This window comes from Streptococcus suis (assembly GCA_024583055.1).
Lineage (GTDB): Bacteria > Bacillota > Bacilli > Lactobacillales > Streptococcaceae > Streptococcus > Streptococcus suis_V.
In genome coordinates this window covers 644706-671445 of sequence record CP102145.1, presented here as the reverse complement: position 1 = coordinate 671445, position 26740 = coordinate 644706, and the positions used below count along the sequence as shown (strand labels likewise).

At 44.4% G+C, this 26740-nt stretch carries 25 protein-coding genes and 1 pseudogene; 23 read left to right on the top strand and 3 right to left on the bottom strand.

The features are described 5' to 3' along the window. Positions 1-3 precede the first annotated feature (3 nt). The 4 genes from folP to NQZ91_03225 are packed head-to-tail and all read left to right on the top strand — an operon-like array spanning position 4 to position 3008. Complete coding sequence (folP, locus tag NQZ91_03240) at positions 4-816, top strand: dihydropteroate synthase (GenBank protein ID UUM58398.1); 813 nt, start codon at positions 4-6, stop codon at positions 814-816. Next, on the top strand, positions 809-1171 hold the full coding sequence (gene folB / locus NQZ91_03235) for a dihydroneopterin aldolase (GenBank protein UUM58397.1): 363 nt from the start codon (positions 809-811) through the stop codon (positions 1169-1171). Before folP ends, folB begins: the two co-directional genes overlap by 8 nt. Further along, on the top strand, positions 1168-1656 hold the full coding sequence (gene folK, locus NQZ91_03230; GenBank protein UUM58396.1) for a 2-amino-4-hydroxy-6-hydroxymethyldihydropteridine diphosphokinase: 489 nt from the start codon (positions 1168-1170) through the stop codon (positions 1654-1656). The genes folB and folK overlap by 4 nt, the downstream gene beginning before the upstream one ends. A 41-nt stretch (positions 1657-1697) precedes the next feature. Then, positions 1698-3008 (top strand): GntP family permease, encoded by a 1311-nt coding sequence (locus NQZ91_03225; GenBank protein UUM58395.1) that lies wholly within the window; start codon positions 1698-1700, stop codon positions 3006-3008. A 107-nt stretch (positions 3009-3115) separates the two neighbouring features. Here NQZ91_03225 and NQZ91_03220 read toward each other — a convergent pair whose 3' ends face one another. Further along, complete coding sequence (locus tag NQZ91_03220; GenBank protein ID UUM58394.1) at positions 3116-4267, bottom strand: cobalamin-independent methionine synthase II family protein; 1152 nt, start codon at positions 4265-4267, stop codon at positions 3116-3118. Between the two features lie 200 nt (positions 4268-4467). Between NQZ91_03220 and NQZ91_03215 the strand changes: the two genes are divergently transcribed. Further along, entirely contained in the window at positions 4468-5634 is a 1167-nt protein-coding gene (locus NQZ91_03215; protein UUM58393.1) for an MFS transporter, read from the top strand. 86 nt (positions 5635-5720) lie between these two features. Here NQZ91_03215 and NQZ91_03210 read toward each other — a convergent pair whose 3' ends face one another. Further along, positions 5721-5891: a DUF3042 family protein gene (locus NQZ91_03210; GenBank protein UUM58392.1), complete on the bottom strand. Its 171-nt coding sequence runs from the start codon at positions 5889-5891 to the stop codon at positions 5721-5723. A gap of 68 nt (positions 5892-5959) precedes the next feature. Here NQZ91_03210 and miaA point away from each other — a divergent pair, with 68 nt between their 5' ends. From miaA to NQZ91_03140, 14 genes and pseudogenes are all read left to right on the top strand, one after another. Continuing rightward, positions 5960-6844 (top strand): tRNA (adenosine(37)-N6)-dimethylallyltransferase MiaA, encoded by an 885-nt coding sequence (miaA, locus tag NQZ91_03205; protein ID UUM58391.1) that lies wholly within the window; start codon positions 5960-5962, stop codon positions 6842-6844. Beyond that, entirely contained in the window at positions 6837-8087 is a 1251-nt protein-coding gene (gene hflX, locus NQZ91_03200; GenBank protein UUM58390.1) for a GTPase HflX, read from the top strand. Before miaA ends, hflX begins: the two co-directional genes overlap by 8 nt. Next, on the top strand, positions 8071-8700 hold the full coding sequence (locus NQZ91_03195) for a cystathionine beta-lyase (protein UUM58389.1): 630 nt from the start codon (positions 8071-8073) through the stop codon (positions 8698-8700). Before hflX ends, NQZ91_03195 begins: the two co-directional genes overlap by 17 nt. A 10-nt stretch (positions 8701-8710) precedes the next feature. Then, a complete protein-coding gene (gene rnz, locus NQZ91_03190) occupies positions 8711-9640 on the top strand; it encodes a ribonuclease Z (GenBank protein UUM58388.1) in 930 nt (309 codons plus the stop codon). Next, a complete protein-coding gene (locus NQZ91_03185; protein ID UUM58387.1) occupies positions 9637-10392 on the top strand; it encodes an SDR family oxidoreductase in 756 nt (251 codons plus the stop codon). The genes rnz and NQZ91_03185 overlap by 4 nt, the downstream gene beginning before the upstream one ends. 144 nt (positions 10393-10536) lie before the next feature. Next, positions 10537-12718 (top strand): annotated as a pseudogene (locus NQZ91_03180) (copper-translocating P-type ATPase). Positions 12719-12824: 106 nt separating this feature from the next. Next, complete coding sequence (locus NQZ91_03175; GenBank protein ID UUM58386.1) at positions 12825-13199, top strand: DUF4825 domain-containing protein; 375 nt, start codon at positions 12825-12827, stop codon at positions 13197-13199. Between the two features lie 129 nt (positions 13200-13328). Then, the gene (locus tag NQZ91_03170; GenBank protein ID UUM58385.1) at positions 13329-13757 is read left to right on the top strand and encodes a cupin domain-containing protein; all 429 of its coding nucleotides are present in this window, start codon (positions 13329-13331) and stop codon (positions 13755-13757) included. Beyond that, entirely contained in the window at positions 13757-14395 is a 639-nt protein-coding gene (locus NQZ91_03165; protein UUM58384.1) for an ATP-binding cassette domain-containing protein, read from the top strand. Before NQZ91_03170 ends, NQZ91_03165 begins: the two co-directional genes overlap by 1 nt. Next, positions 14392-15156 carry an iron export ABC transporter permease subunit FetB gene (fetB, locus tag NQZ91_03160; protein ID UUM58383.1) on the top strand — a complete coding sequence of 255 codons (765 nt, stop codon included), beginning with the start codon at positions 14392-14394 and terminating at the stop codon, positions 15154-15156. Before NQZ91_03165 ends, fetB begins: the two co-directional genes overlap by 4 nt. 94 nt (positions 15157-15250) lie before the next feature. Then, on the top strand, positions 15251-16651 hold the full coding sequence (gene pepV / locus NQZ91_03155; GenBank protein UUM58382.1) for a dipeptidase PepV: 1401 nt from the start codon (positions 15251-15253) through the stop codon (positions 16649-16651). Between the two features lie 43 nt (positions 16652-16694). Beyond that, positions 16695-17282 carry a uracil-DNA glycosylase family protein gene (locus NQZ91_03150; GenBank protein UUM58381.1) on the top strand — a complete coding sequence of 196 codons (588 nt, stop codon included), beginning with the start codon at positions 16695-16697 and terminating at the stop codon, positions 17280-17282. Between the two features lie 60 nt (positions 17283-17342). After that, on the top strand, positions 17343-18134 hold the full coding sequence (locus NQZ91_03145; protein ID UUM58380.1) for a TPM domain-containing protein: 792 nt from the start codon (positions 17343-17345) through the stop codon (positions 18132-18134). An 18-nt stretch (positions 18135-18152) separates the two neighbouring features. Beyond that, complete coding sequence (locus NQZ91_03140; GenBank protein UUM58379.1) at positions 18153-18734, top strand: LemA family protein; 582 nt, start codon at positions 18153-18155, stop codon at positions 18732-18734. Positions 18735-18767: 33 nt separating this feature from the next. On the opposite strand, the gene NQZ91_03135 is transcribed toward NQZ91_03140, so the two are convergent. Then, entirely contained in the window at positions 18768-19835 is a 1068-nt protein-coding gene (locus NQZ91_03135; protein UUM58378.1) for a hypothetical protein, read from the bottom strand. A gap of 328 nt (positions 19836-20163) precedes the next feature. Here NQZ91_03135 and NQZ91_03130 point away from each other — a divergent pair, with 328 nt between their 5' ends. The 4 genes from NQZ91_03130 (at position 20164) to NQZ91_03115 (ending at position 26651) form a co-directional block, all read left to right on the top strand. Then, the gene (locus NQZ91_03130; protein ID UUM58377.1) at positions 20164-23274 is read left to right on the top strand and encodes an LPXTG cell wall anchor domain-containing protein; all 3111 of its coding nucleotides are present in this window, start codon (positions 20164-20166) and stop codon (positions 23272-23274) included. Positions 23275-23420: 146 nt separating this feature from the next. Beyond that, complete coding sequence (locus NQZ91_03125; protein UUM58376.1) at positions 23421-24803, top strand: glycosyltransferase; 1383 nt, start codon at positions 23421-23423, stop codon at positions 24801-24803. Between the two features lie 130 nt (positions 24804-24933). Beyond that, positions 24934-25866 carry a glycosyltransferase family 52 protein gene (locus NQZ91_03120; protein UUM58375.1) on the top strand — a complete coding sequence of 311 codons (933 nt, stop codon included), beginning with the start codon at positions 24934-24936 and terminating at the stop codon, positions 25864-25866. Positions 25867-25916: 50 nt separating this feature from the next. After that, a complete protein-coding gene (locus tag NQZ91_03115; protein ID UUM58374.1) occupies positions 25917-26651 on the top strand; it encodes an acylneuraminate cytidylyltransferase family protein in 735 nt (244 codons plus the stop codon). Positions 26652-26740: the final 89 nt, after the last annotated feature.

The following is a 26740-nucleotide window of genomic DNA, read 5'->3' as shown; positions in this document are numbered from 1 at the left end:
GCTATGTCGATTGACAACTTACACCAGCAAGTGTCCATCATGGGCATTCTCAATGTCACGCCGGATTCTTTTTCTGACGGTGGAAAATTTAATGAAGTAGAGGCTGCCCTAGCGCAGGCTGAAGAGCTTTTGGCCGCAGGAGCCCAGGTCATCGATGTCGGTGGCGAGTCTACCCGACCGGGGGCGGAATTTGTTTCCCAAGAGGAGGAAATCGCCCGTGTGGTACCGATTATTCGTGCTATAAAGGAGCGTTTTGACTGCCTGGTTTCTATCGACACCTATAAGACTGGGACAGCGCGTGCGGCTCTGGAGGCTGGTGCAGACATTCTCAATGATGTCTGGGCAGGTCTCTATGACGGAGAAATGCTGGCCCTGGCAGCGGAGTATCAGGTCCCCATTATCCTCATGCACAATCAAACAGAGGAAGTCTACGAGGATATTGTGCAAGAAGTGCGAGATTTTCTAGCGGAGCGGGCTCAGGCAGCCCTAGCAGATGGTATTTTGGCTGACAAGATTTGGCTGGATCCTGGGTTTGGATTTGCCAAAAATGCCCAGCACAATCTGGATCTTCTCCAAGGCTTGGAGCAGATTACTGGGCTTGGTTATCCAGTTCTTTTTGGGATTTCCCGTAAGCGGGTGGTTGACCATCTTTTGGGTGGCAATACCTTGGCAGCTGACCGGGATCAGGCAACGGCAGCCCTGTCTGCTTGGGCTATTTCCAAGGGCTGTAAAATGGTCCGAGTCCACAATGTCCAAGCCAATCGAGATCTGATTACTGTCTGGGACCAATTAGTGAATGGGAGCAAGAATGGATAAGATTTCACTCAAACAATGCAAATTTTACGGCTACCACGGCGCCTTCAAGGAAGAGCAGACCCTGGGGCAAATTTTTACGGTGGACTGCGATTTGTTTCTGGATTTAACCGCTGCCTCATTGTCGGATAATTTGGAAGATACAGTTCATTATGGCCTTGTTTTCGAGGCTATGAAAAAAGTGGTCGAAGGTAAACCCTATATTCTGATTGAAAAAGTTGCAGGGCTGATTTGTCAGGAGATTTTTGACCAATTTCCCAAAGTAGAGAAGATCAAGCTGGCCATCCACAAGGAAAATCCGCCTATCGCTGGCCACTATGATTCAGTTGGTATTGAGTTGGAGCGTGAACGCCCATGAAATACACAGCTTATCTGAGCATTGGTGGCAATATGGGGGACCGTGAGGCCTATTTGCAGGCTGCCTTGGAGAGTTTGAATAATCATCCTGCCTGTCAGCTGGGAGCCATATCGGCTCTTTATGAGACACCAGCTTGGGGCAAGACGGACCAGGCTGACTTTCTCAATCTAGCCTGTCGGGTCTTTACGGATTTGGAGCCTCTAGCATTTTTGGAAATCTGTCAAAAAATAGAACTGGACTTGGACCGTGTTCGTATTGAAAAATGGGGACAGAGGACCATTGACCTGGATATTATTTTCTGGGACCAGGAAATCATCCAGTCCGAACGGCTGACGGTGCCCCATCCCTATGCCCATGAGCGGGCCTTTGTCCTACAGCCTCTGGCTGATATTGCGGCTGATTATGTCCATCCAATTCTAGGGCAGACAGTGGTCCAGTTGCTGGCAAAGGTTCAAGGGAAAGAGGACATTCGGCAGTATAGGTAAAAATCAGAGGGAGCAATCCCTCTTTTCATTAAAGGAGAACTATGATAATTTTAGGAGTAGTAGGGGTATTTTTGGCGATTGTGGCCATTATTTATTGGACCACAAAGAATCTAAACGTGATGGTTGCGGCCCCCTTGGCGAGCTTGATCGTGGCTTTGACCAATCAAATGCCTATTTTAGAGACCATGTTGGGCAAGGAGCAGTCTTATATGACTGGCCTGGCTGGTTTTTTAATCAATAACTTTGCGATTTTTATGCTGGGCTCCATACTGGCCAAGTATATGGAAGCAAGTGGTGCTACCCAGACCATTGCCAATAGTATTTTGCGAGTGGTTGGTAAGGAAAGTCCTTATAAGGTATTGCTGGCTATTGTCCTGATTGCCTCCTTGTTGACCTATGGGGGTGTCAGCCTTTTTGTGGTTATTTTCACCCTCTTGCCCCTGTCGAGACCGCTCTTTAAGGAGCTGAATATCAATTGGGAGCTATTTCCAATTCCAGTTTTTTTAGGTGTCAGCACCCTGACCATGTCCAGTTTGCCAGGGACGCCGTCCATTCATAATGCGGTTCCAACCAAGGTTTTGGGGACGACTTTGACCGCCGCACCGCTCTTGAGCCTGGTTTCAAGCTTAATTTTAGTCGTTTTTGGTTTGACCTATATGCGGTTTGCCTTGAAGAAAAGTATGGCGAGAAATGAGGGGTATACTGAGCGTGATGAGGAAATTGTGACTACAGATAACGCAAATCTTCCTAATATAGTTTTGGCAAGCCTGCCCATGTTGAGCTTGGTTGCAACTATTTACATCTTTCAGAAAACGCCTTATATCTTGGTTGTGGGGCTAACGGTGGCCATACTGGCGTCAGGTCTTCTCTTCCGTAAGAATCTGGTCAATCAGCAAACTCTCTTAAATGAAGGGACAACGGCATCTGTTCTACCTGCATTTGTGACTTCTAGCACAGTGGCTTTCGGAACGGTCTTGGCCATGTCCTCAGGCTTCTTGCTTATCCAAGACTGGATTGGACAGATTTCTGGTTCGCCCCTGATTAGTCTTTCGGTGTCGACTGCCCTAATCGGTGGTATCATTGGCTCTTCGTCTGGTGCGGTAGGGATTGCTGCCAGCAATTTCTTGCCTGCCTACCTTGATTCGGGTATCGATCCCCAGGTCTTGCACAGGGTGACGGTTATTGCCTCGGCGGTGCTGACAGTTGTTCCCCAATCGGGAGTTATGATTACCTTCCATAATCTGGCCAAATTGAGCATGAAGCGGGGCTTGAAGCATTCCTTTATCGTTGTCAATATCGGTCATCTGCTGGCCCTGATTGCGGTTTTGATTTTGGCACAATTACTTTATTAGATAGACAAACAACCCTGTAGCTTGAGTTTCAGGGTCTTTTTGTGCATCAGGCGATTTTGAACATGAGAAAACCACCAGCAATGCTGATGGCTCCTTGATTTACTTCTTTATTCAGCCCAGAATTTGGCTGCAATGTCTTGACCTTGTTTGATTTTCGCCCATTGTTGTGGGATAGCAAGCTCATTGCCAGAGTCACATGATGCAAAACCGCACTGATGTGACAGGTAGAGGCGTTCTTTTGGAATGATTTTGCTGGCCTCTTCGAGGAGTTTGTAAACACGCTCTTCATCGTCGAGTTCAGAAGTCTTACTTGAAAGCAGACCCAGAACAATTTCGACATCCGAATCTTTCAAGCTTTCCAAAGCTTTCAAATCGCCGGCACGCTCATCATCCCATTCCAGGAAGAAACGGCTGTAACGCTGGTTTTTCAAGAATTTCTCAGCGATAGCCTCGTAAGTGCCACCAGCTGCAGAGCGGCTTTCATAGTTACCACGGCAGTTGTGGGTCCAGACTGTCAAGCCAATTTCATGACCGTAGTCAGCAACGGCATTATTGATAGCGATAAATTCATCTGCAAGAGCAGCCAATGCTTCTGGGTCATCCTGCGGAAAGAATGGCACAGGATTTGATGGATCGAAGAGTTCCCAGAGACAGTCGTCAAATTGAACAATCTGACCACCAGCAGCCTTATACTGGTCCAAGAATTCCTTGTAGGCAGCAATGAGGCCTTCTTTCAAGTCTTCACGGGTCTTGTAGACTTGATCTGGTCCAACCTGACCGTTGAAAATAATCAATTCATTGAAGGCATGAGCTGGTCCGTAGATAGTCTGCTTGGTTGTCGTGTCCCCAGCCAATTCCTGTACTTGCTTGTAAATATCGATGAAGTGGTGATTTTTAGAAGAAAGTGGAGCGGTAATGCGAAGACCGATGTCCTTACGAGTTTCATAAGGTTGGCCATCGTGGTCTTTAAATGGATAGCCGTGATCAGCAATGTAACGCTCGATACCCTCAAAGCCCCAGAGGAAGTCCAGGTGCCACATAGAGCGACCAAATTCGCCATCAGTCACGATGTCGAGACCATTTTCTTTTTGTTCCGCAACGATTTTCTCGATGAGTTCAGTTTCAGTCTCCTTGTAGCCGTCGAAGGCATCGTAAAATGGGTACTTGATGTCATCACGCGCTTCGATTTGGCGCTTGTATTCTCCAAGGGCTGAAGGGCGGAGGAGGGAGCCAACTAGTAGGAATCTTGATTGTGTCATGTTATATTTTCTCGCTTTCGTTTGGTATGTTTGTATTCTAACGCAAATTTTCCCATTTGAAAAATAGTTATTTAATGGGAAATGATATAGCTTAAAACTATAACCAGAAATAAAACAGAATAACTTTCTATCATTTGTCAAGTATGGTATAATCATAAATGCTGAAATCCGAACGTTAGAGAAAGGACAACTATCACGATATGAAAAAACAATCGCTATTTATGGTAGCTGGCATTATTATGCTGGGTGTGGTTATGCGGGCTCCCTTTACAGCCCTGCCTGCCATTTTGACGGACATCGCAGCTGGCTTGGGGGTACAAGTCAGCTCGCTGGGGGTTCTGACCTCTATTCCGCTGATTATGTTTGCCCTCTGCTCATCCTTGGCACCGCGCTTGGCTGGCAAGCTAGGCTTGGAAAAGTTGATGGCGCTGGTGCTCTTCATCATGACTATTGGCTCAGGAATGCGGGCCAGCGGTCTAGTGGGCTTGTTTGCAGGAACCGTTTTGCTGGGCGGGACCATTGCCTTTATCAATGTCCTGCTGCCAAGTATTGTGACAGCCAATTTTCCTAAGAAAATCGGGCTTTATACCACTATTTATGTGACCCTGATGGGGGTGGCTGGAACTACGGCTTCTATGGCGGCAGTACCTGTGGTTACGGCGACTTCATGGCAGACCTTTATCTATCTGGTCACGGCCGTAATCTTTTTGGCCCTTTTGATTTGGCTGCCAAATGTCCGCCACAATCATCGTTTTGAAAGTAATCAGGAAAAGTCATCTGGTCAATCTCTTTGGAAAAATAAGGCTGCACTTGCCTTTCTGATTTTCGGCGGTCTCCAGTCGGTGCTCTTCTATACAGAGATTACCTGGCTCCCAACCATTGCTCAGTCCATTGGCTTTAGCAAGGCTGAGGCTGGTTTCATGTCCGGCATGTACAATCTCATGGCCATTCCCATGTCTATGGTGACACCGGCTATTCTTTCTCATCAGACCAAGGATTGGCGTAGGAGGATAATGTTAATCATCTCCGCTGTTTCTCTAGTAGGTCTCGCTCTCATGGCCTTAGCGCCTGTAAATATTCCCATTTGGACCGCCATTCATTTGATTTTGAGCTTTACCAATGGTGCATTGTTCCCTTATATGATGCTGGGCTTTACCTTGAAAACCAGCAACCCACAGGCGACTGCCCAATTATCCGGTATGGTGCAGACGGGCGGCTATCTGATTGCTGCCTTTGGTCCAGGTCTCCTGGGCTATAGTTTTCCAGTATTTAGGTCATGGCTACCGCTGATTTTGGCACTAGCAGTGGTGACCCTGGTCATGATGTGGACCATTGTCTTGATTGAGAAGGAAGAGATCATTTTGTAGGAAAATGCTGAAGTCAACAGTCCGTTTTGGGCTGTTTTTATGTTGCTGCCAAAAGAAAAAAGCTGGACGTTTCATCCAACTTTTCCTTAACGTGACACGCGACGGCGTGCTGCTTTTTTACGATTTTCCTCGATGAAGGCTTCTTTCTTTTCTTCTGGTTCGATGATTGTTTTATGAACAGTGAAGATAGCGCCAGCTGCAAGAGCAACCGTAGAAAGAACACCTGTTAAGAAACCTTTACCAAAATTTTTAGCCATAGTGAATTCTCCTTTACTTGTGTTATAATAGATTTTAGCGAAAAAACAAAATATTTTCAAGGAAAAAGATGAAAACTAAAGTTATTGTGGTCATTGGACCGACAGCGGTAGGAAAAACTGCCCTTGGCATAGACTTGGCCCAGCGCTACAATGGAGAAATTATCAGCGGTGATAGCCAGCAAGTCTATCGCAAACTGGATATTGGTACGGCAAAAGCTAGTCCTGAAGAGCAGGCTGCTGCAGTTCATTACTTGATTGATGTCCGTGACGTGACAGAGGGCTATTCAGCTTATGAATTTGTAGCAGAAGCCAAGGCCTTAATTGCAGACATTACTAGTCGTGGCAAGTTGCCTATCATTGTTGGAGGAACAGGGCTTTACATCCAAAGTCTGCTAGAGGGTTACCATCTTGGCGGGCAGGTTGACCAGGAGCAAGTTCTTGCTTATCGGGCGGAACTCGACTGCTTGTCTGACGAGGATTTGGAAACAATGGCAGAGCAGGCAGGGTTGATGGTTGAGGGCAACAGCCGACGGAGAATCATTCGTGGGTTAGAGTTGAAAAAATTTGGCAAAAATTTGGAAAATACAGAGTCAGAATATGAGCCTATTTACATCTGCCTGACGGATGACAGACAGGTTCTTTATGATCGCATCAATCAGCGCGTGGATAAGATGATGGCGGCGGGCTTGTTGGATGAAGTCAGCTGGCTCTACAAAAAGTATCCCCAAGCCCAAGCTGCCATGGGGATTGGCTACAAGGAGTTTTTCCCATACTTAGCAGGTCAAATCAGCATAGAAGAAGCGGTTGATAAGGTCAAGCAAAATAGCCGCCGCTTTGCCAAACGCCAATTGACCTGGTTCAGAAATCGGATGGAGGTTCCCTTCTATTCAGTAGGCGATCCAGATTACAAGTCGCAGATTTTCACTGCCGTGGAGGAATTTTTAAATGATTGAAACCCAGAAAGAACAAGAACGCGCCCTCCTGGTTGGAGTGGAATTACAGCAGACAGATAATTTTGACATGTCCATGGAAGAATTAGCAAGTCTTGCTAAGACAGCTGGCGCTCTGGTCAAGGGTGTTTATACCCAGAAACGGGAAAAATACGACAGCAAGACCTTTGTCGGCTCAGGGAAACTAGAAGAAATTGCCCAGATGGTCGAAGCTGATGAGATTGATACCGTCATTGTCAATAACCGACTGACACCCCGTCAGAATGTCAATTTGGAAGAGATTTTAGGTGTAAAGGTCATTGACCGCATGCAGTTGATTTTGGATATTTTTGCCATGCGAGCTCGAAGCCACGAGGGCAAGTTACAGGTCCACCTAGCCCAGCTCAAGTATATGTTGCCGCGTCTGGTTGGTCAGGGTATCATGCTCAGCCGTCAGGCAGGTGGTATCGGCTCTCGTGGACCGGGTGAAAGCCAGTTGGAGCTCAACCGTCGAAGCATTCGCAACCAGATTCACGACATCGAACGCCAACTCAAAACAGTGGAGAAAAACCGAGCAACTGTCCGTGAACGCCGCCTGCAATCAGGTGTCTTCAAGATTGGTTTGATTGGCTATACCAACGCTGGCAAGTCCACTATCATGAATGCCATGACCGACAAGCGACAGTACGAGGCTGATGAACTTTTTGCCACACTGGATGCCACGACCAAGCAGATTAACTTGGCGGACAAGTTCAACGTGACCTTGACCGACACGGTTGGCTTCATTCAGGACCTGCCGACCGAGTTGATTTCTGCCTTTAAATCCACCTTGGAGGAGTCCATGAATGTGGACCTCTTGCTCCATGTCATCGATGCTTCTGACCCCAACCACAGTGAGCAGGAGCAGGTGGTCTTGGACATTCTAAAAGACCTAGATATGCTGGACATTCCTCGTCTGGCCCTTTACAACAAGCTGGACAAGACCGATGACAGCTTTACTCCAAGTCAGTTTCCTCATGTCATGTTGTCCGCTAAGGATAAAAATGCCAAAGGCCATATACAAATGATGGTTTTGGCCAAGATTAAGACCATGTTTGAACGATTTGAGGTCAGGGTTCCACTTGCTGAATCTTATAAATTGCATGATTTAGCCACTTTGGCACTGATTGAACATCGGACCTACGAAGAGGATGTGGAAGTGGTATCAGGCTATATCGCTTCCAGCAATAAATGGAAGTTGGAAGAATTTTATGACGGATTATCTTGATTTGGCAATCAAATACGGTGGCTTTACCAGTCTGGACAAGGTCTATCTGGCGAAGAAATTAGCTGATATGACTGACCAACAAAAACTAGACTTTATCACGCCCCCGCCTTCGGTTATCAATGCCTATTTTGCGGAAATCTACCAAAAACAAGGAGCAGAGAAAGCGACGGACTACTATCTGACACTTTCTCAGCAGCTGAGCCTTTTTCCAAAAGAGCCCAGCTTTGCTGAAGACAAGCCTTTTGTCCGCCTGAATTTATCAGGCAAGTCTTTCGGATTTGCCTATGTGTCGACGGACGGTTTGGCTCAGGTCTTTTCGGAGGGGACGGAGGAAATCACGGACAGTTTGTTATTTGAGATTGCTCAAGTTTTCCCCCACTATGTCGTCTTTTTGGAGGAGGGCAAGCTTTGGATGCGAGCCAATCCTTTTGAGGACGTCGAGTTAGAGGAAGTTGAAACAGACTATCTCCTGACCCAAGTGGCGACAGCAGAAGGATTGGTCAAGATTTCAGGCTTTAATCAGGAAGAAGTGCTGGAAGTGGCGGATGGATATTCAGGTCAGCGCTATTTTGCCTGGTCAGATCGCTCTGCAATTTTATATATAAAACATTAGAAAGTAAACAATGCAAATTCAATTTTTAGGTACGGGGGCGGGTCAGCCCTCCAAGGCAAGAAACGTGTCCAGCTTGGCCTTGAAACTCTTGGACGAAATCAATGAGGTCTGGCTCTTTGATTGTGGCGAAGGAACGCAAAATCAAATCCTTGAAACAACCATTCGTCCGCGCAAGGTGGCTAAGATTTTCATTACTCACCTGCATGGCGATCATATTTTTGGTTTGCCCGGGTTCTTGTCCAGCCGTTCTTTCCAGTCTAGTGAGGAGCAGACGGATATTGAAATTTATGGTCCGACGGGCATTCGTTCCTTTGTCTTGGCCAGTCTGAAAGTGTCAGGTTCCCGCTTGCCTTACCGCATTCATTTTCATGAGTTTGACGTAGAGACAGTTGGCAAGGTTCTTGAGACGGACAAATTTACGGTATTCGCAGACAAGCTGGATCACACGGTGCCATGTGTCGGCTACCGCGTCATGCAAAAAGATTTGGAGGGAACGCTGGATGCGGATGCTCTCCGTGCGGCCGGTGTACCCTTTGGTCCCCTCTTTGGAAAAATCAAAAATGGCGAGAATGTTACCCTAGAGGACGGTCGTGAAATCATTGCCAGTGATTATCTATCGCCACCACGTCCGGGTAAGGTTGTGACAATCTTGGGAGACACACGCAAATGCCATACCAGTGTGCGACTTGCGGTCAATGCGGATGTCTTGGTCCATGAGGCGACCTATGGTAAGGGCGATGAAAAGATGGCGCGTCGGCATGGACATTCAACCAATATGGAGGCGGCAGAAGTGGCGCGTGAGGCGGGAGCCAAGCGACTTTTGCTCAATCATATCAGTCCGCGTTTCTTGGCCAAGGATGTTAGTCAGCTACGACGCGATGCTAAGACCATTTTTGAAGAAGTTCATGTGGTCAAGGACTTGGAGGAAATTGAACTATGAGAACCATTTTGATAACAGGCGCATCAGGTGGTTTGGTGCAGGAAATGGTTCCCCTCTTGGCAGATGATTTTCTGATTCTGCTGGGTCGCGACGTGGACAAAATCGAACAACTCTACGCCTATCATGAGAAAAAGGCTGTGTTTGATGTGGATATTCGTGACGAGGCGATTCTGACAGCTTTCTTTGAGGAGCTAGATAGCCAGTATGGGCAGATTGATATTCTGGTTAATAATGCTGGCTATGCGATTTACGATGATTTTGAGAATTTCTCTAGCCAGCAGGTCCAAGCTATGTTTGACATCAATACCTTTGCCCTGATGACCATGTGCCGTTTAGTAGGTAAGCGGATGAAGGCTAGAAAGTCTGGTCAGATCATCAATATTGTCTCCATGTCTGGTCTAGTAGCAACGGCCAAATCATCCGTTTATTCAGCAACCAAGTTTGCTGCTATTGGTTTTTCAAATACGATACGGCTAGAGTTAGCTAAGTATGGCGTTGCGGTGACGACAGTCAATCCAGGTCCCATTGCGACGGGCTTTTTCGATCAAGCAGATCCAGATGGTTCTTATCAGGAGAGTGTCAAAGCCTTTCTCCTTCAGCCAGATTACGTTGCCAAGAAAATTGTTGCGGCTATGGGAACCAAGAGACGTGAGGTCAACCTGCCTTGGTCACTAGCTCTCGCTCATAAACTTTATACCCTTTTTCCATGCCTGTCGGATTACTTAGCTAGTACTGTTTTTAATTTGAAATGAGCAGATTTTGATAAACTGTATAACCTAGTTGGGTTCACTCCCATTCTAGGTTTTTTTGATCTAATCGGTTGACATTTTTTGACTACAAGTGTAAACTATAATTGTAAATCGATTACAAATGTAGACAGAAATAGGAGTTATCTTATGAACCATTCAAAAGAAAATAAGCAGGAACACCAACATATGATGCATTCTGAGGAAGTTGGTCAGACCAGCCATCATTCTCATCAGCAGGAGCATCCTCATGAAGAGGGGGTTCACGCCAATCATCATTCTGACCATCACGTCCATCACGACCATCATCATGTAGGGGGCTCTGACGTCAGTCATCATTCTCATCATACTCATGATGCTCATCAGCATCACCAAGGGCATGACCATGACATGATGGAGCATGGTGGGCACATGATGCACATGGGGGATATGAATACAAAACTCAAAGTCGCAGTGGCAGTCATGATTCCCCTACTTGCCATTTCTCCAATTGCAGGTTTCACTCTTTTACGTTTTCCGGGTGTTGAACTTGTCCAGCTGATATTAGGTTCTATTATCTTCTTCTACTCAGGAACACCTTTCTTTAACGGAGCTAGAGGGGGAGTTGCAAGCTAAAAAACCTGCAATGATGACCCTGATTTCCATGGGGATTATTGTTTCCTATCTTTACTCCGTTTATGCAACAATTTTAGCGCTATTGGGACAAGAAAGCATGAACTTTTGGTTTGAGTTGTCTACGCTGATTGTCATTATGCTGATTGGGCATATCATTGAGATGAAGGCGGTTATGGGAGCAGGCGATGCCCTGAAAGACTTGGCCTCTCTCATTCCGAAAAAAGCCCATCTCAAGGATGGGACAGATGTTGCGGTAGAGGACTTGCAGATTGGGGATTTCCTCTTAGTCAAGGAAAATGAAAAAATTCCGGCCGATGGTAAGATTTTGAGTGTTGCTCATATTGATGAATCCATGATTACTGGGGAATCTCGAGCTGTCAAAAAAGAGGCGGGAGATAGGGTATTCGGTGGTTCGCTCAATCAAAACATGCCCTTTGAAATGGAAGTGACCAGTCTTGGTAAGGATAGCTTTTTGGCGCAGGTGACCGAAATGGTCCGTCAAGCGCAAAACCAGAAATCCAAGCTTGAAAATATGGCTGACCGCGTAGCCTCTTGGCTCTTCTATGCAGCTTTAATTGTGGGGATTTTGGCCTTTATTTATTGGACCATGACGGCTAATCTTGCCTTTGCCTTGATGATGGCAGTTTCTGTTTTTGTCATTGCCTGTCCGCATGCCCTTGGTCTAGCCATTCCCCTTGTTGTGGCGCGATTGACCACGATTTCTTCAAAAAATGGTCTTTTGGTTCAGAACCGAACAGCTCTTGAACAGGTTAACCAGATTCGGTTTGCCTTGATGGATAAGACCGGAACCTTGACCGACGGAAAATTTCAAGTTCGCCACAGTCAAGATTTGGTTCAGGGAGCAGATACGCTGGCCAAAATGGCAGCGTTAGAAGTTCTTTCAACCCACCCAATTGCCCTTTCGATTGTGGAGGCGGCAGGTCCACTTTTCTATCAAGCAGAACGAGTTGAGAATATCCCTGGTAGTGGGATTCGAGGCGTCTTGGATGGAAGGATTTATGAAATTATGTCCTACAAAGGTCTGCAGGAAATAGGTTTGTCAGTGGATCAGGACGTGATTGCACCTTATCTTGATTTGGGCCTTACTTTGAGTTTTTTGGTGGCTGATCGTGTAGTCTTGGGATTTGTAGCCTTGGGAGACCAGATAAAAGAAGATGCTAAAGATTTTGTAGAAGGCTTGAAAGCGCAGGGCATTAGTCCTGTGATGTTGACGGGAGATAACCCAGCTACTGCGCAAAAAGTGGCCAGTCAGTTGGGCATAGAAGATTACCGAGCTGAACTTAAACCAGAGGATAAGGCGAAGCTGGTCAAGGACTATCAGGCGCGTGGGGCAGTTCTTTTCATCGGCGATGGGGTCAATGATTCGCCTGCTCTAGCGACGGCAGATTTAGGCTTTGCCATTGGCGCAGGGACCTCTGTTGCCATCCACTCTGCAGATGTAGTCTTGGTTCAATCCAATCCATCAGCGGTCTTGGATATGTTGAGCATTGCCAAGACAACCATCAGCAAAATGAGGCAAAATCTCTGGTTTGGGGCAGGTTACAACATCATCGCCATTCCTTTAGCTGCTGGAATCCTTTATCCAAGCATGGGTATTATGGTGGATCCTTTATTGGCGGCCGTGCTCATGAGTCTATCAACGGTTATTGTCGCTATCAATGCTATGGGTTTACGTTACAAAGGTGATAGAGAGTAGCTTGATACAGCCTGTTCTTGGTATACATTACATGAAGTCAATTTTCTTGACAGGCTTTGTGTAAGGGTTTATAATTTAAAGTATATAAGCTTCAGGAGGAAAAGTCATGCGAAAATATTTATTTCTTGTTTCCTGTTTGTTCCTCGTCTTTTTAGCAGCCTGTCAGGCAGAAAAAAGCCAAGAGGTGAATCTGGAACAGTACAAAACAGACTATGTTGGTGACAATAGCAAGGTCAGTCAGTTAGCTGCTTTACAGGATTATCCTGAAGGTTATACTTATGACCATATCGAAATCCAATCAGACAAGGAACCCTATCAATTGACAGTATTTTTGAAGGTAGATAAAGCCTCTGACAAAGAGGCAGAGGAGCTCCAGTCAAACAGTCAGTCCCTATTTGACCTGATTGGCAATCTAGAGCAGGTGGCTTTTGTAGATGCGATCAGCCAAGAAGAAATTGCTCATTTTACTAGGAAAGATTGATCAGTTAAGCTGGTCAATTTTTTTATGAATTTTTTTCAATTTCTTTCTTGACAAGTTGCAGATAAAGTTCTATAATTATAACAATTCTAAATAAACTTTAGAATGATTACAATTTGAGGAGTATATAAGATGACAACGAAAGATTTTGGTAAAGCACCATTTGTAACAAATATTGAAGACGCAACCTTGGAAAATACAAACTACCGGACAGCCCTTTGGACTGGGGAACTCTTGCAGGCGACCCTCATGTCGATTCCAGTTGGTGGGGATATTGGCGCGGAAGTGCATGCTGAAAATGATCAATTCTTGCGCGTGGAGCAAGGGAAGGGACGGGTTATCATGGGAACAGATGCGGACAACATTACCCTTGATACAGAAGTAGTTCCAGAATTTGCCATTTTCATTCCAAAAGATACCTACCACAATGTTATCAACATTGGCGATGAGGACTTGAAACTCTATTCTATCTATGGTCCTGCTCACCATGCGCATGGCACTATTCACGAGACTCAGGCTATTGCAATGGCTGCGGAAGAGGCAGAGGAGGCAGATCGCTAATGCCGATTTTTCAGCTAAATCACGTCGGCTTAGTTCATGCAGACACGACCATTTTGGCGGATGTGACGCTCAGTATAGATGCTGGTCAGCGCCTGACCTTGGTTGGTCCGTCCGGGTCTGGTAAGAGTTCGATTTTAAAACTGCTGGCAGGGTTGACTTCTCCTAGTCAAGGACAAGTCCTCTACCAGTCTCAGGATTTAGCACAAATGGATATGCCTCTCTACCGCAGAGAGGTTTCCTATTGTTTCCAGCAGCCAGTTCTCTTTGGGCAAACGGTGCGGGATAACCTTGCCTTTCCTTTTGACATTCGTCAGCTGGATGTTGATGAAGAAAGCACGGTTCAAGCTCTTGCCAAGGTAGATTTGCCAGCGACATTTTTAGACAAGAAAATCTCCGAATTGTCGGGCGGTGAAAAACAGCGCGTGGCCTTGGTCCGCAATCTTCTCTTTGAGCCCCAGGTGCTCTTACTGGACGAAGTGACGGCTGGATTAGACGCGATAAGCAAAGCCTTGGTGCATGACTTGATTGCCGATTACCACAAGGCAGGACACACCATTGTCGAAGTCACGCATGATGCGGAGGAAATAGCAGCAGCCAGCACCATTATCCAGGTAGAGAAGGGGAGGATTGTCCAATGAACCAAGTAAATGTAAGCAATCTTTCTCTGGCCTTGGTCTTTGGTCTGGTCTTGATTGCGCTTAGCATCAGCCAAAAGGAAAAACTGGGAATTACCAAAGACATTGTGATGGCTGTCTTGCGGACGGTGGTCCAACTCTTTCTGGTCGGCTATGTCTTGAAGTTTGTCTTTCAAGTGTCCAATGGCTGGTTGAGCTTGGTCATGGTCCTAGTCATTCTCTACAATGCTAGTCGTCAGGCCAATAAGCGTAACCCTGTCGTCAACAAGTCCTTCTGGCATCCCTTCTTTGCCCTTCTGATTTCTACTGGATTGACCTTGAGCATTTTGATTTGGTCGGGGGCTATTAAGTTCATTCCCTCGCAGGTCATTCCTATTTCTGGTATGCTAGCTAGCAATGCCATGTCGGCCATCGGTCTGTCCTATCGAGCCATGTACCGTCTCTTTACGGATAATCGCCAGCGGGTCTTGGAGAAATTGAGTTTGGGCGCGTCTGCCAAATTGGCTTCGCAGGACATTTTGCGTGAAAGTATCAAGACGGGAATGCAACCGACTATTGACTCAGCCAAGACAGTCGGTCTGGTCAGCCTGCCCGGCATGATGTCTGGTCTGATTTTTGCAGGTGTTGACCCTGTAGCTGCCATTCGTTACCAGATTATGGTCATGTTCATGCTCTTGTCGGCTACCAGTCTGGCCTCCGTTATAGCATCATACGCAGCCTACAAGTCTTATTTTACGGACAAGGCGCAATTGGAATTTGAATAAGAATAAACTGATCTTGAAAAAGGTCAGTTTTTTCTATATCTGCATGATAAATTATGATAAAATAGACTTACATTTACATTGCAAAGGAGACAGTATGACAATCAATTTTAGAGCAGAAGTAGACAAACGCAAGGATGAATTCATGGCGGATTTATTCGACCTCTTGCGCATCAATTCGGAGCGCGACGATAGCCAAGCGGATGCCCAACACCCATTCGGACTGGGTCCTGTCCGTGCCTTGGATAAATTTCTAGAAATTGCTGAGCGTGACGGCTATCCGACCAAAAATGTTGACAATTATGCTGGACATTTTGAGTTCGGTGAAGGCGATGAGGTGCTTGGTATCTTCGGGCATTTGGATGTAGTTCCTGCTGGTAGTGGCTGGAATACAGACCCCTACGAGCCACAAATCATCGATGGGAAGCTCTTTGCGCGCGGTTCGTCCGACGACAAGGGGCCGACTATGGCTTGCTACTACGGTTTGAAAATCATCAAAGAATTGGGCTTGCCAATCTCTAAGAAAGTCCGCTTCATCGTAGGTACCGACGAAGAGTCGGGCTGGGCGGACATGGATTATTACTTCGCAAACGTTGGTCTCCCTCTGCCAGATTTCGGATTTTCTCCTGATGCCGAGTTCCCGATTATCAACGGCGAAAAGGGTAACATCACAGCTTATTTGCATTTTGCGGGAGAAAATAGCGGAGCTGCTAAACTGCATTCCTTCACAGGCGGCCTGCGTGAGAACATGGTGCCTGAATCTGCTACAGCTATTATCTCTGGCGACCTAGCAGATCTGGACAGCAAGTTGGCAGACTTCACAGCAGCCTATGGCCTAAAAGCTGACGCGGAAACCCTTGAAAACGGTCAAGTTCAAGTCACCGTCATAGGAAAATCAGCCCACGGTTCAACCCCAGAAGAAGGTGTCAACGGAGCAACCTATTTGGCTAAATTCCTCAGTCAATTCGCCTTTGACGGAGCAGCCAAAGCCTATCTTGACTTGGCAGGACAAGTCCTTCTAGAAGACCATGATGCAAAAAAACTCGGTGTAGCCATCTATGACGAGCAGATGGGGCCCCTTTCTATGAACGCAGGCGTCTTTAAGTTTGATGAAACCTCATCTGATAACACCATTGCCCTCAACTTCCGTTATCCAAAAAATACCAACCCTGAAACAATCAAGGCTGGTTTGGAACAACTGGGTGTAGAAGCTGTCAGCCTGTCAGCGCATGGTCATACCCCACACTATTGCCCAATCGATGACCCAATGGTCGCAACTCTCTTGTCTGTTTACGAAAAACACACAGGCTTGAAAGGTCACGAACAAGTGATCGGTGGCGGAACATTCGGACGCCTGCTCAAACGTGGTGTTGCCTACGGAGCCATGTTCCCAGGTGATGTCAACACCATGCACCAAGCCAACGAATTTATCGAAGTTGAGCAACTCTACCGCGCCGCGGCAATTTACGCCGAGGCCATTTACGAGTTGATTAAATAAGAGATGAAAAGACGGGATTTCCGTCTTTTTTAGGAGACACAATATGCAGCTATCCTCCATTCGTCGGGCTATTATGTCTGACCCTGCCAATCAAGTTTTTACACGTCAAGGGATTGAACCGCTCTTTCAGGCGCCTGAGACTGCTCGCATTCTGATTATCGGGCAGGCGCCGGGTTTGAAAACACAAGAAAAAGGTCGACTTTTTGATGATGCTAGTGGCGATAATCTTCGGAATTGGTTGGGGGTAGACCGAGAAACCTTTTATGACTCAGGTCTGTTTGCTATTCTTCCTATGGATTTTTATTATCCTGGTAAGGGTAAGTCAGGTGACTTGCCACCGCGCAAGGACTTCGCTGACAAGTGGCATCCGCTCATCTTGCAACATTTGCCTCATATTGATCTGACGCTTTTAATTGGGAGCTATGCTCAGGAAGCTATTTTTGGGAAATCCCAGAGGAACTTGAGCGAAAGGGTCCGACATTTTGAGGATTATTTGCCCAGTTATTTTCCTCTGCCCCATCCTTCTCCTAGAAATAATATCTGGAGGGCCAAGCATCCCTGGTTCAAGGAACGTGTCTTACCCAGATTGCAGAGGGACATAAAAAATATTGTTCAACAGTGCACAATATGATATAATTGTATATAGAAAATAGATGATTTCTTGTCTTTTTGTGCCGAAGGAGGTGTTGAGATGAGAAAGTATGTGGTATGGCTAGGCGGAATCTTGGTCAGTCTCCTAGTTTTGCTGGCCTTATTTCCGCCAATTGTTAGAGCGGACCAGTTGCCAGATCGGCCGCTGGATACGACGGTAGTAGACCAACAAGGCTACCTATCAGCTGATACGATCGCCAGTATTGACCAAAAGAATCAAGAATGGGAGCGAACCGGTCAAAAATTGCAGGTGGGGGTCTATGTGACGGACCATCTGAATGATGACTTAGAAAGTTTTTCCAATGAGCTCTTTCGTCACTGGCAGGTGGGATTTTCCGGGACGGATAACGGGATTTTGCTGGTCATTGCCATAGATGACAGGCAGTTTCGGATAGAGACCTCGGACAATGCAGCCACCGTCATCAGGGATATAGAGGCCAAAGATATTTTAGATTCCTCCAGGGAGTTTTTCCGCCAGGAGGACTATGATGCTGGTGTCACCTACATTGTCAATTCCATCGGCGACCGCTTTTACGGGACAGACCTGGGAGCCCAGCAGCTGGCTAGCTTAGAAAGTCAAGAAACTTATAGTGACGATGATGTCGGTTCATTTTTCTTCCTCATTATTGTTCTGGTTATTATTTTTATTATTATTGATAAGTCCAGTCGTGGTGGCCGCGGAGGCGGTCCAGGTAGCCTACTTTGGATGTGGGTCGACGATTATCATTACCATCATCACCATCATTCTGACCATTCCTCATCTAGCTTTGGCGGCGGAGGTGGTTGGTCCGGTGGTGGAGGCGGCGGAGGCGGCGCCTCATCTGGTTGGTAAGAAAAGAAAGGAAATAGTATGAATAAAAAATGGTTAACCTTCCTCATCCCCCTAGTAGCTTTGCTATTTTTGGGAATAGGAGCAATCGGTCAGTACAATGGTCTGGTGGACAGCCACGCCGAAGTGGAGAACGCCCAGGCCAATGTCCAGACCCAGCTCCAGCGACGTTATGATCTGATTCCCAACGTTGTATCGGCCGTCAAGGGGGCCATGGAGCATGAGAAAGATATTTTTACAGCTATCGCGGATGCGCGTGCCAAGATTGGTTCCAGCCAGCAAGGTTCAGCAGAGTACAATCAGGCTCAGACTCAGCTAGATTCAGCAGTTTCTCGCCTTTTGGTAGTGGCGGAAAATTATCCACAAATCACAGCCAACCAGCAGGTATCGGACTTAATTACCGAGCTTGAAGGCACAGAAAATCGGATTTTAGTGGCCCGCAAGGATTATAATACGGTGGCAACAGCCTACAATAAAAAAATCAGGAAGTTCCCGACTTCTATCTACGCCAATCTTTTTGGCTATGAGAAAGTTGACCATTTCCAAGCGACTAACGATGCCGCAACAACAGTACCAAGCGTTGATTTACAAGATAAAGAATAGAAGTGAAAAGGAACTCGAGCGAGTTCCTTTTTCTTAGGGGGTAAGCCAGACACCAGCTACATTTCCAGATGGCAGGTTTGTCTGCTTGAGAATTTCAGAATGTTTGAAATTATAAATGATGACTTGATTATCCTTTGTGAACAGTAATCGTTCTTGATCCAACAGTTGAATATGTTTGATTGGGCTGTCGCTATCAGATAAGTTAGGAAAGGCATGGTAGCTCTCTTCTTGAGTTTCTAAGTTATAGAGGGTGAAATGAGGATATTTGCTAATATAACTATCATGTTCAATCAATAGGAGATGCTTGTCTCCCAGATTGTGAATGGTAGAGGGATGCGGATGAGAGAGCTGGATTTTTCCGATTTCTTTTGTTTTAGGATCGAAGGTCTGCACATCATAAGAGGTTTCCTGTTGCCCATCACCATGATAATAGGTCAAAATCGGGTGATAGACAAGACTATTTTTCAGGATGCCTTGGTGGACTTGATGACTAAGTGGTACCTCAATCTCGTCTACAATTTTCTCAGATTTCTTGTCAAAAATCAGATAGTAAGCACGGGTTTCTTCAGGTTTATCAATTACATACCTGTGACCGTACAGAACAAGCAAATCGCCAGAATCGGTCATGATGCTAGGCAGGGTAGAAAAATCTTCAGGCAGAGTAAGCTGTCCAGCCTCTTTGCCACTCGTATCAAACCAAGTCAGGTGCCTACCAGCCATATAGAGATGGTGCTCGTCACTCCCTGCAATGTAATCATGAAACTTGGTGGCTTTCTGGGAAATCATACCTGTTTGAAAATCCAGCGAAGTGACATTTTCTGCGTAGGATTTTGGGGCGCTGCTTGATAGCATCAGATAACGATTTTGGAGCTTGTGGCTATTTCCTAGAGGGAAAACAATGCCTCCCATCTCTTGTCGATTCAAGAGCTTGAGGTCATTTCCTTCTAGTTGATAGGCCTCAATCTGATTAGGATAAATAATATATATTGAAGCTGAATCTTGGAGTTCAAACTTGGCATGACCAGAGGTTAATAGTTTCCAGCTGATGACACCTAGCACAAGGAGAAAAACGGTAGATAGCAGAATGATAATTTTTTTCATAGGAAGACCTCCTCTCTATTTTTAGTATACCCTAAATAGTAAATAAAATCAATTATTTATATGTTAATATAATCAAAAAAATGGAATGAAGATAGAGTATTATAAATATGGATTTTCTTTTATAATATAGGACAATAATCTTGACAAATGAGAAGAATTACGCTAGCATATAAAAACAGCTATCTATTCTTAAATATTTTTTAGATATGATTGTTATTCATTTAGCTGTTAGTGATTCTAATTTGCTAGAATTAAATTTTCGAGGTAATTTACAATGAATAGGAAATATATTTTTTCTAAAATCGCAGAAGCTGAAGGTAGGCAACGAATGATAAAAACTAAAGCCTATGGTTTGGTTTCGACAATTACACTTGCTGGTGCTTTGGGACTTATGACTACTCCGAGTGTTGAAGCAGCGGAAATCAAAACAGGTCTTCAGACTACCCCAATCCGACGTGCTGCGTTAGATTCACTTTCAGATGAGCAGGAATCTCATGTCATCCCAGGACAAATTACTGATGTACCGATGTCATGGATCAATAGCGAGACAGGAAATGTGGAATGGATTACAGATTTTGTTTTAGTGTATGAAAAAACAGGAAAATGTAGTGCTATACCATCTGATGAAATTCAGATACCAGAAACTCCAAGTTCAGACACACCGGTGCCACCAAGTAGTGGTACACCGGGAAATCCAGGTTCAGACACACCGAAAACTCCAAGTTCTCTAACTCCGTCTAATCCTATCCAAAAGGTAATACAAAAAGTCTTGCCAAATACTGGTGTAAAACAGGCTACAACTCTAATTGTAGTAGGTGTTGGTTTGGCTACCTTTGCTGGTTACTTGATGTTTAGGAATAAACGTACAGGTAAAACTGTTGCTGTAGCTTTATTGGTTGCTACGGGGGCTGGGTTTAGCTCAGCTGCTTTAGCAGAATCAGTTGGCTTTTTAGATATTGTTCAACAAATTGAAATCAAATTGGATGAAAGATTCCAACACACTGCTGAAGAAAGCGAATGTTGGAAGTATGTAGGTTACATACCAGTTATAGCTGAGGAATCAGTAAAAGAGTCCGATAAAACAGGTAATGTCAATGTTAAATATGTTGATACCGAAGGTAAGGAAATCAAAGCCCTGTACAAACTAGTAGAGAATGGTTTGGTTTCAACGACTAAGACAACGACAACGACTGTAGATGGAGTATCAAGCTCTACAGAAGAAACAGTTGAATCAAAATTGGAATATGATGCAACAACTCAGAAACCAACAACTATTACTTTTGATGGTAAGGTTTATGAATTCGTTCAAGTCAAAGACGGCGATGTAGAACAAGGTCTCGTTAAAGAGGGTACTACAACAGTCACGTATATCTACCGCCATGTACCACAAATTACAGAATCTGTCACAGAAACACCTACGACAGGTAATGTCGATGTTAAATATGTTGATACCGAAGGTAAGGAAATCAAAGTCCCGTACAACCTAGTAGTGGATGGTTTGGTTTCAACGACTAAGACAACGACAACGACTGTAGATGGAGTATCAAGCTCTACAGAAGAAACAGTTGCTTCAGGATTGACCTATGATGCAACAACACAGAAACCAACAACTATTACTTTTGAAGGTAAGGTTTATGAATTCGTTCAAGTCAAAGACGGCGATGTAGAAAAAGATCTCGTTAAAGAGGGTACTACAACAGTCACGTATATTTACCGTCATGTACCACAAATTACAGAATCTGTCACAGAAACAACTAAAACAGGTAATGTCAATGTTAAATATGTTGATACCGAAGGTAAGGAAATCAAAGACCTGTACAACCTAGTAGTGGAGGGTAAGGTTTCAACGACTAGGACAACGACAACGACTGTAGATGGAGTATCAAGCTCTACAGAAGAAACAGTTGCTTCAGAATTGAAATATGATGCAACAACTCAGAAACCAACAACTATTACTTTTGAAGGTAAGGTTTATGAATTCGTTCAAGTCAAAGACGGCGATGTAGAACAAGGTCTCGTTAAAGAGGGTACTACAACAGTCACGTATATCTATCGTCATGTCCCACAAGTAACAACTGATGTACAAACTTCAACTGCCACAGGTAGTGTCACTGTTCATTATGTAGATACAGAAGGTAATGAAATTCAAGGTGCAGTCGACTTGGTTACAGATGGTGTTGTTTCAACGACTACGACCACCACAACCACCACAGATGGAGTGGCTAGCGTTACAGAAGACACAGTTGCTTCAGGTCTGAGTTATGATGCGACCACTCAGAAACCAACTTCCATTACTTCCAACGGCAAAGTCTACGAGCTTGTTCAAGTCAAAGATGGCGATGTAGAGAAAGGTCTTGTTAAAAAAGGTACTACAACCATTACCTATATCTATCGTCATGTCCCACAAGTAACAACTGATGTACAAACTTCAACTGCCACAGGTAGTGTCACTGTTCATTATGTAGATACAGAAGGTAATGAAATTCAAGGTGCAGTCGACTTGGTTACAGATGGTGTTGTTTCAACGACTACGACCACCACAACCACCACAGATGGAGTGGCTAGCGTTACAGAAGACACAGTTGCTTCAGGTCTGAGTTATGATGCGACCACTCAGAAACCAACTTCCATTACTTCCAACGGCAAAGTCTACGAGCTTGTTCAAGTCAAAGATGGCGATGTAGAGAAAGGTCTTGTTAAAAAAGGTACTACAACAGTCACATATATTTATAAAGTTGCTCCAAACACGACTGAAACTATCTCTACACCAGTAACTGGTACCGTTAAGACCCGTTATATTGATGCGGATACGGGGGAAGAGATTGTTTCCGGTTCTACAATTGTGGATAATGGTATCGTAGCTAATAAGGTCACCACAATAGTACGCAATGCAGCAGGAGAGGTGGTATCAGAGACGACTAAAAGAGTCCCAACTGGTCTGACTTACGATACCACTGATGATAAAACTGCGAAAAATGCAGAGATCGCTTTGTTACGTATTCCTGTTTTAGAAATGATTGACTATAATGGTAAGCTCGTTACTCCGGATGCCAATGGCTATGTAACTGTAACGGAAACTAAGACTTTTTCTGGCGCTGCTTTAACCTCTTCAGATTATCAATCGGTCTATACTTATGTGGAAAACCATTATAAACGAAATTTGAACCCAACATATCTTTCAATAAAGAGTCTTGATATAATTCCTGTTGGTTCAGAGTTTGCTTACAGTACTGTTGTTGAGTACACATATTATATAGGTAACAAAACAGTTGGTTATACTTTTGTCGGAGTGGAAGGGGCCGAACAAGGTGCTGTGGAAGAAGGAGATGAGATGATTATCACCTACAAATACCGTCGTCAAGCCTATGAGGCAGAAGCAACAACCGCAGTAGCGATGACTATTAAACCAGCCGAAATGACGACCTCGCTACCAGATTAGTATTAGACTAAGTGATCCAGACATGAGTATCTAAGCGAACAGGACTGCCTTCTGTTAATAGAGGTGGAAACTTGTTCGCTTTTTCTACAGTAAATGAAAAATAGAAAGACGGTGAAGCTATGACAGTCTATACCCTTAGGCGATTCATGTCACCTAAAATATTCGGTTACGAATCTACCCAAACCTACCGACATGCAGTATTGAGGAAGCATGGAATCGCCAATAAATTTTTAATAACCACCCCTTTTGTATTAGAGCATGACTACCAACGTTTACGTGTCATGGGCTTTGAACCAGAGGATGTTATTAACCTTCCAGGTACCTATTCAGATATGGATACTACTACCTTTACTTATACACTTGAAGCCTTTGAGAAAACATTGGAAGTAGGTGCCCAGCTATTAAAAGAAGGCCCACAATACAGAATCTACAAGGTAGCGAATGGATTCATTGACGTTGATACCAATCTAGATGGTTTTGTAGTTGGTATCTTGCATCGCAACGCCAACTTAGAAATTGTTTCGACAACCTTTTGTTCTCAAGGTCCGTACTATACTGCGTATGGAAATGACGAGGAATCCTTTGAGTATTATAATCGAGATGGTTCTATCGCGATCTCTGGCTACTATCAAGGTTCAAAGGAGTATCCAGTGGTCTCCTATTATTTGGATGAAGAGGAGTTCACAGAAGAGGACTTGGTGATACGTTATCTGGATGAGCATGGGGCCGAGAAGGATGTTATCATCAAAGATCAGTTGCAATCTCACTTTCCTGATCTGATAGCTTACGCTGAGGAGAGAGGGATGATTTTCCGAGATGTCTTACACTATAATCATTATCATGGACTAGAACACAACACAAACTATCAAACCGTTCTTCCGAACAAGCTATTGACGGCTAGTCCTTATCTCAATCAGAGACTGGTAGAAGAGGGGTATGATGCCACATTTATCCATCCGGTAGGTGTAGCAGTTGCTTCTCATCCTCCAATGGGATTATCCTCTAATAAGGTATTCCTTTCAAGCCACTTTAACAGAATTAAGCGGGTTGATATGGCTATTGAGGCTTTTCGTCAGGTACCGGAGTTAGAGTTGCACATCTACGGAGGGATGGCGAATGAAGTTGAAAAGTTTAGGAAAACTCATCAGATCCCTGACAATGTGATCTTGAAAGGTTTTGTGGATACAGCCCTTATCCCCCGCCATAGTTTTACAGCTTACCTCTCTTGCTCTATTAGTGAGATGTATGCCAATGCCATGGTCGAAAGCTTGGGGGTCGGCTTGATTCCCATTCTTTCTAAGGTTGACTTTGGTCACAACCAAGTTTTGGACAAACTTGACTACGGTACAGGTTTTGAAACCGTTGAGGAGTTGGTGGAGGTTTTGAGAAAGCTTGTCGCATGGCCGACGGATTATCGCAAGCAAGTTTCAGAAAAGGTGCTAGAGATCGCTCAAGAGTTTTCTCATGATGAGGCTGAAAGTGCCCTCCTCAACTGGCTAAAATCGGTCGGTTCTAGAGATGTAAAGTGAATCCTCTTTCTTTGAGAGAAGCTCAATGCTGTTATGGTCCGTTGTCTTCTCTTCTTGATGTGAGCTTTTAGGTAGACTAGCACAAAGAAAGGAATTTTGAGGAAAAATAGATGATAAATGAGGAATACCATTGAGAAATTTAATCTTTTGCCAAACTCCTTTTCAGCTAAAGGTTGCATTGGCAATCATGCAGTTAAATATAGAGGATACCTGGGAATTGGTAATCTTAAAGAGTCAGCTAGTCGAAACCAAGTGGCCCCCTTTGTTGGAGCAGCTCCCACCGAGTGTTCAGCTACACTTACTTGACCACAGTATTGATGAGACCTTATATCAAGGAATTTCTTCTCTGCCATCGGAAATCGACTATCTCTACGTAGCCTCGCTTGATTCCGTACCGGCTTCTATCTATCTAGAATTTCACCCGGATACCAAGATAAAAACCTTTGATGATGGGACGGCTTCTATTTTGAAAAATGGAGTTTTTGGAACTCCTGGTCAATACAAGACTTTCCAGCACTTGCACCCATCTTGGGATCAAGAGCGCATAAAGGCTTCGTCCCTAGAACATTATACTGTATTTGATGTTCCAAGCATTATCCCTGCACCAGTGGTTACCAGATTATCACTCCCCTTTGAAATGGAGGCTGGAAGTGATGTGAAAAAGCCCTTGGCTCGTGTTTTTATTGGTCAAGAAATACAAGATTCTAGGATGGATACTGCCAATTATACGCAAGCAGTGTGTATACAGTTGGGTATTGATTACTATTTAAAGCATCCTAGAAAACCAATAGATATTAGCTATGTAAATCAAGTAGAAACAGACCTACTAGCAGAAGATTTTGTATTTCGCTTATTAGCTAAGTATGAATGTGTGGAAGTCTACCATTACTATTCCACCACAGCCTTATTGTTAAAAGATCTACCAAATGTGAAAGTGCGAGGGATCATGGTATCGAGCGTAAAGAAATTGCAGGATGAACTGGCAACTTTTGGGCTAAAATTTAACAAGCTTGCTTATTATGCTTCGCAAGTAAAAGAGCATAAGAATCATAATGAAGATTGAACCACTAAGACTATTAGAACAAGTTTTATAGTAGAGATTGGAGGTGGAATGTGAGGGTAGCAATTATTCCTATGCGGTCTGGGTCCAAGGGAGTCCCTCATAAAAATATTAGAATGATTGGTGGAAAACCGTTGGCTTGTTATACGATAGATTTAGCCTTAGAGTGTCAACTGTTTGATGAAATTGTCATATCTACTGATTCTGAGAACTATATTTCTTTATTAACATCCTATTACAGGGATAAGTTGCTATATGTCAAACGTCCAATTGACCTTGCAACAGATACTTCAACTATGGTTGAAACCATATTGCATGTATTTTCAGAAAGAAGATATAGTCTAGATACAAATTTTATTGCATTTCAGGTCACTAGTCCGTTGCGTTCAGTCTCTTTTATTCGTGATTTTTCAAATTCTTGGTCTGATAAATATGACGCCTGTATTACAGTTAAACCGTTTGATAGAAATCTGTCTTTGGTAGCACCGCTATTACAAAATGGTTTATTTCAGTTACCTAAATTGGATAATACGAAAACAAATAGACAATCACAAGGTATGATTTATTACCCAGATGGTTCAATGTGGATGTCCACAGTAGGCAAATTTATGAAGAACCAATCATTTTACACTTCTACTACATTTGGATATCTGTCACCTGAATGGTCTAGATATGACGTTGATACTGAATTAGATTTATTTATAGTTGAGCACCTAATGCGAAGAGCAAACGAATCCAACAGAGATAGGCATTCTCCTAATGAGCAGGAATCTAACGAAATTGGCTAGGAAATTAGTCCAAGATAGTAGAAACAAAAATAAAAACACAGACAGTTCGGCTGGATTTTATCAAAATCAGCTCGAATCTATCTGTGTTT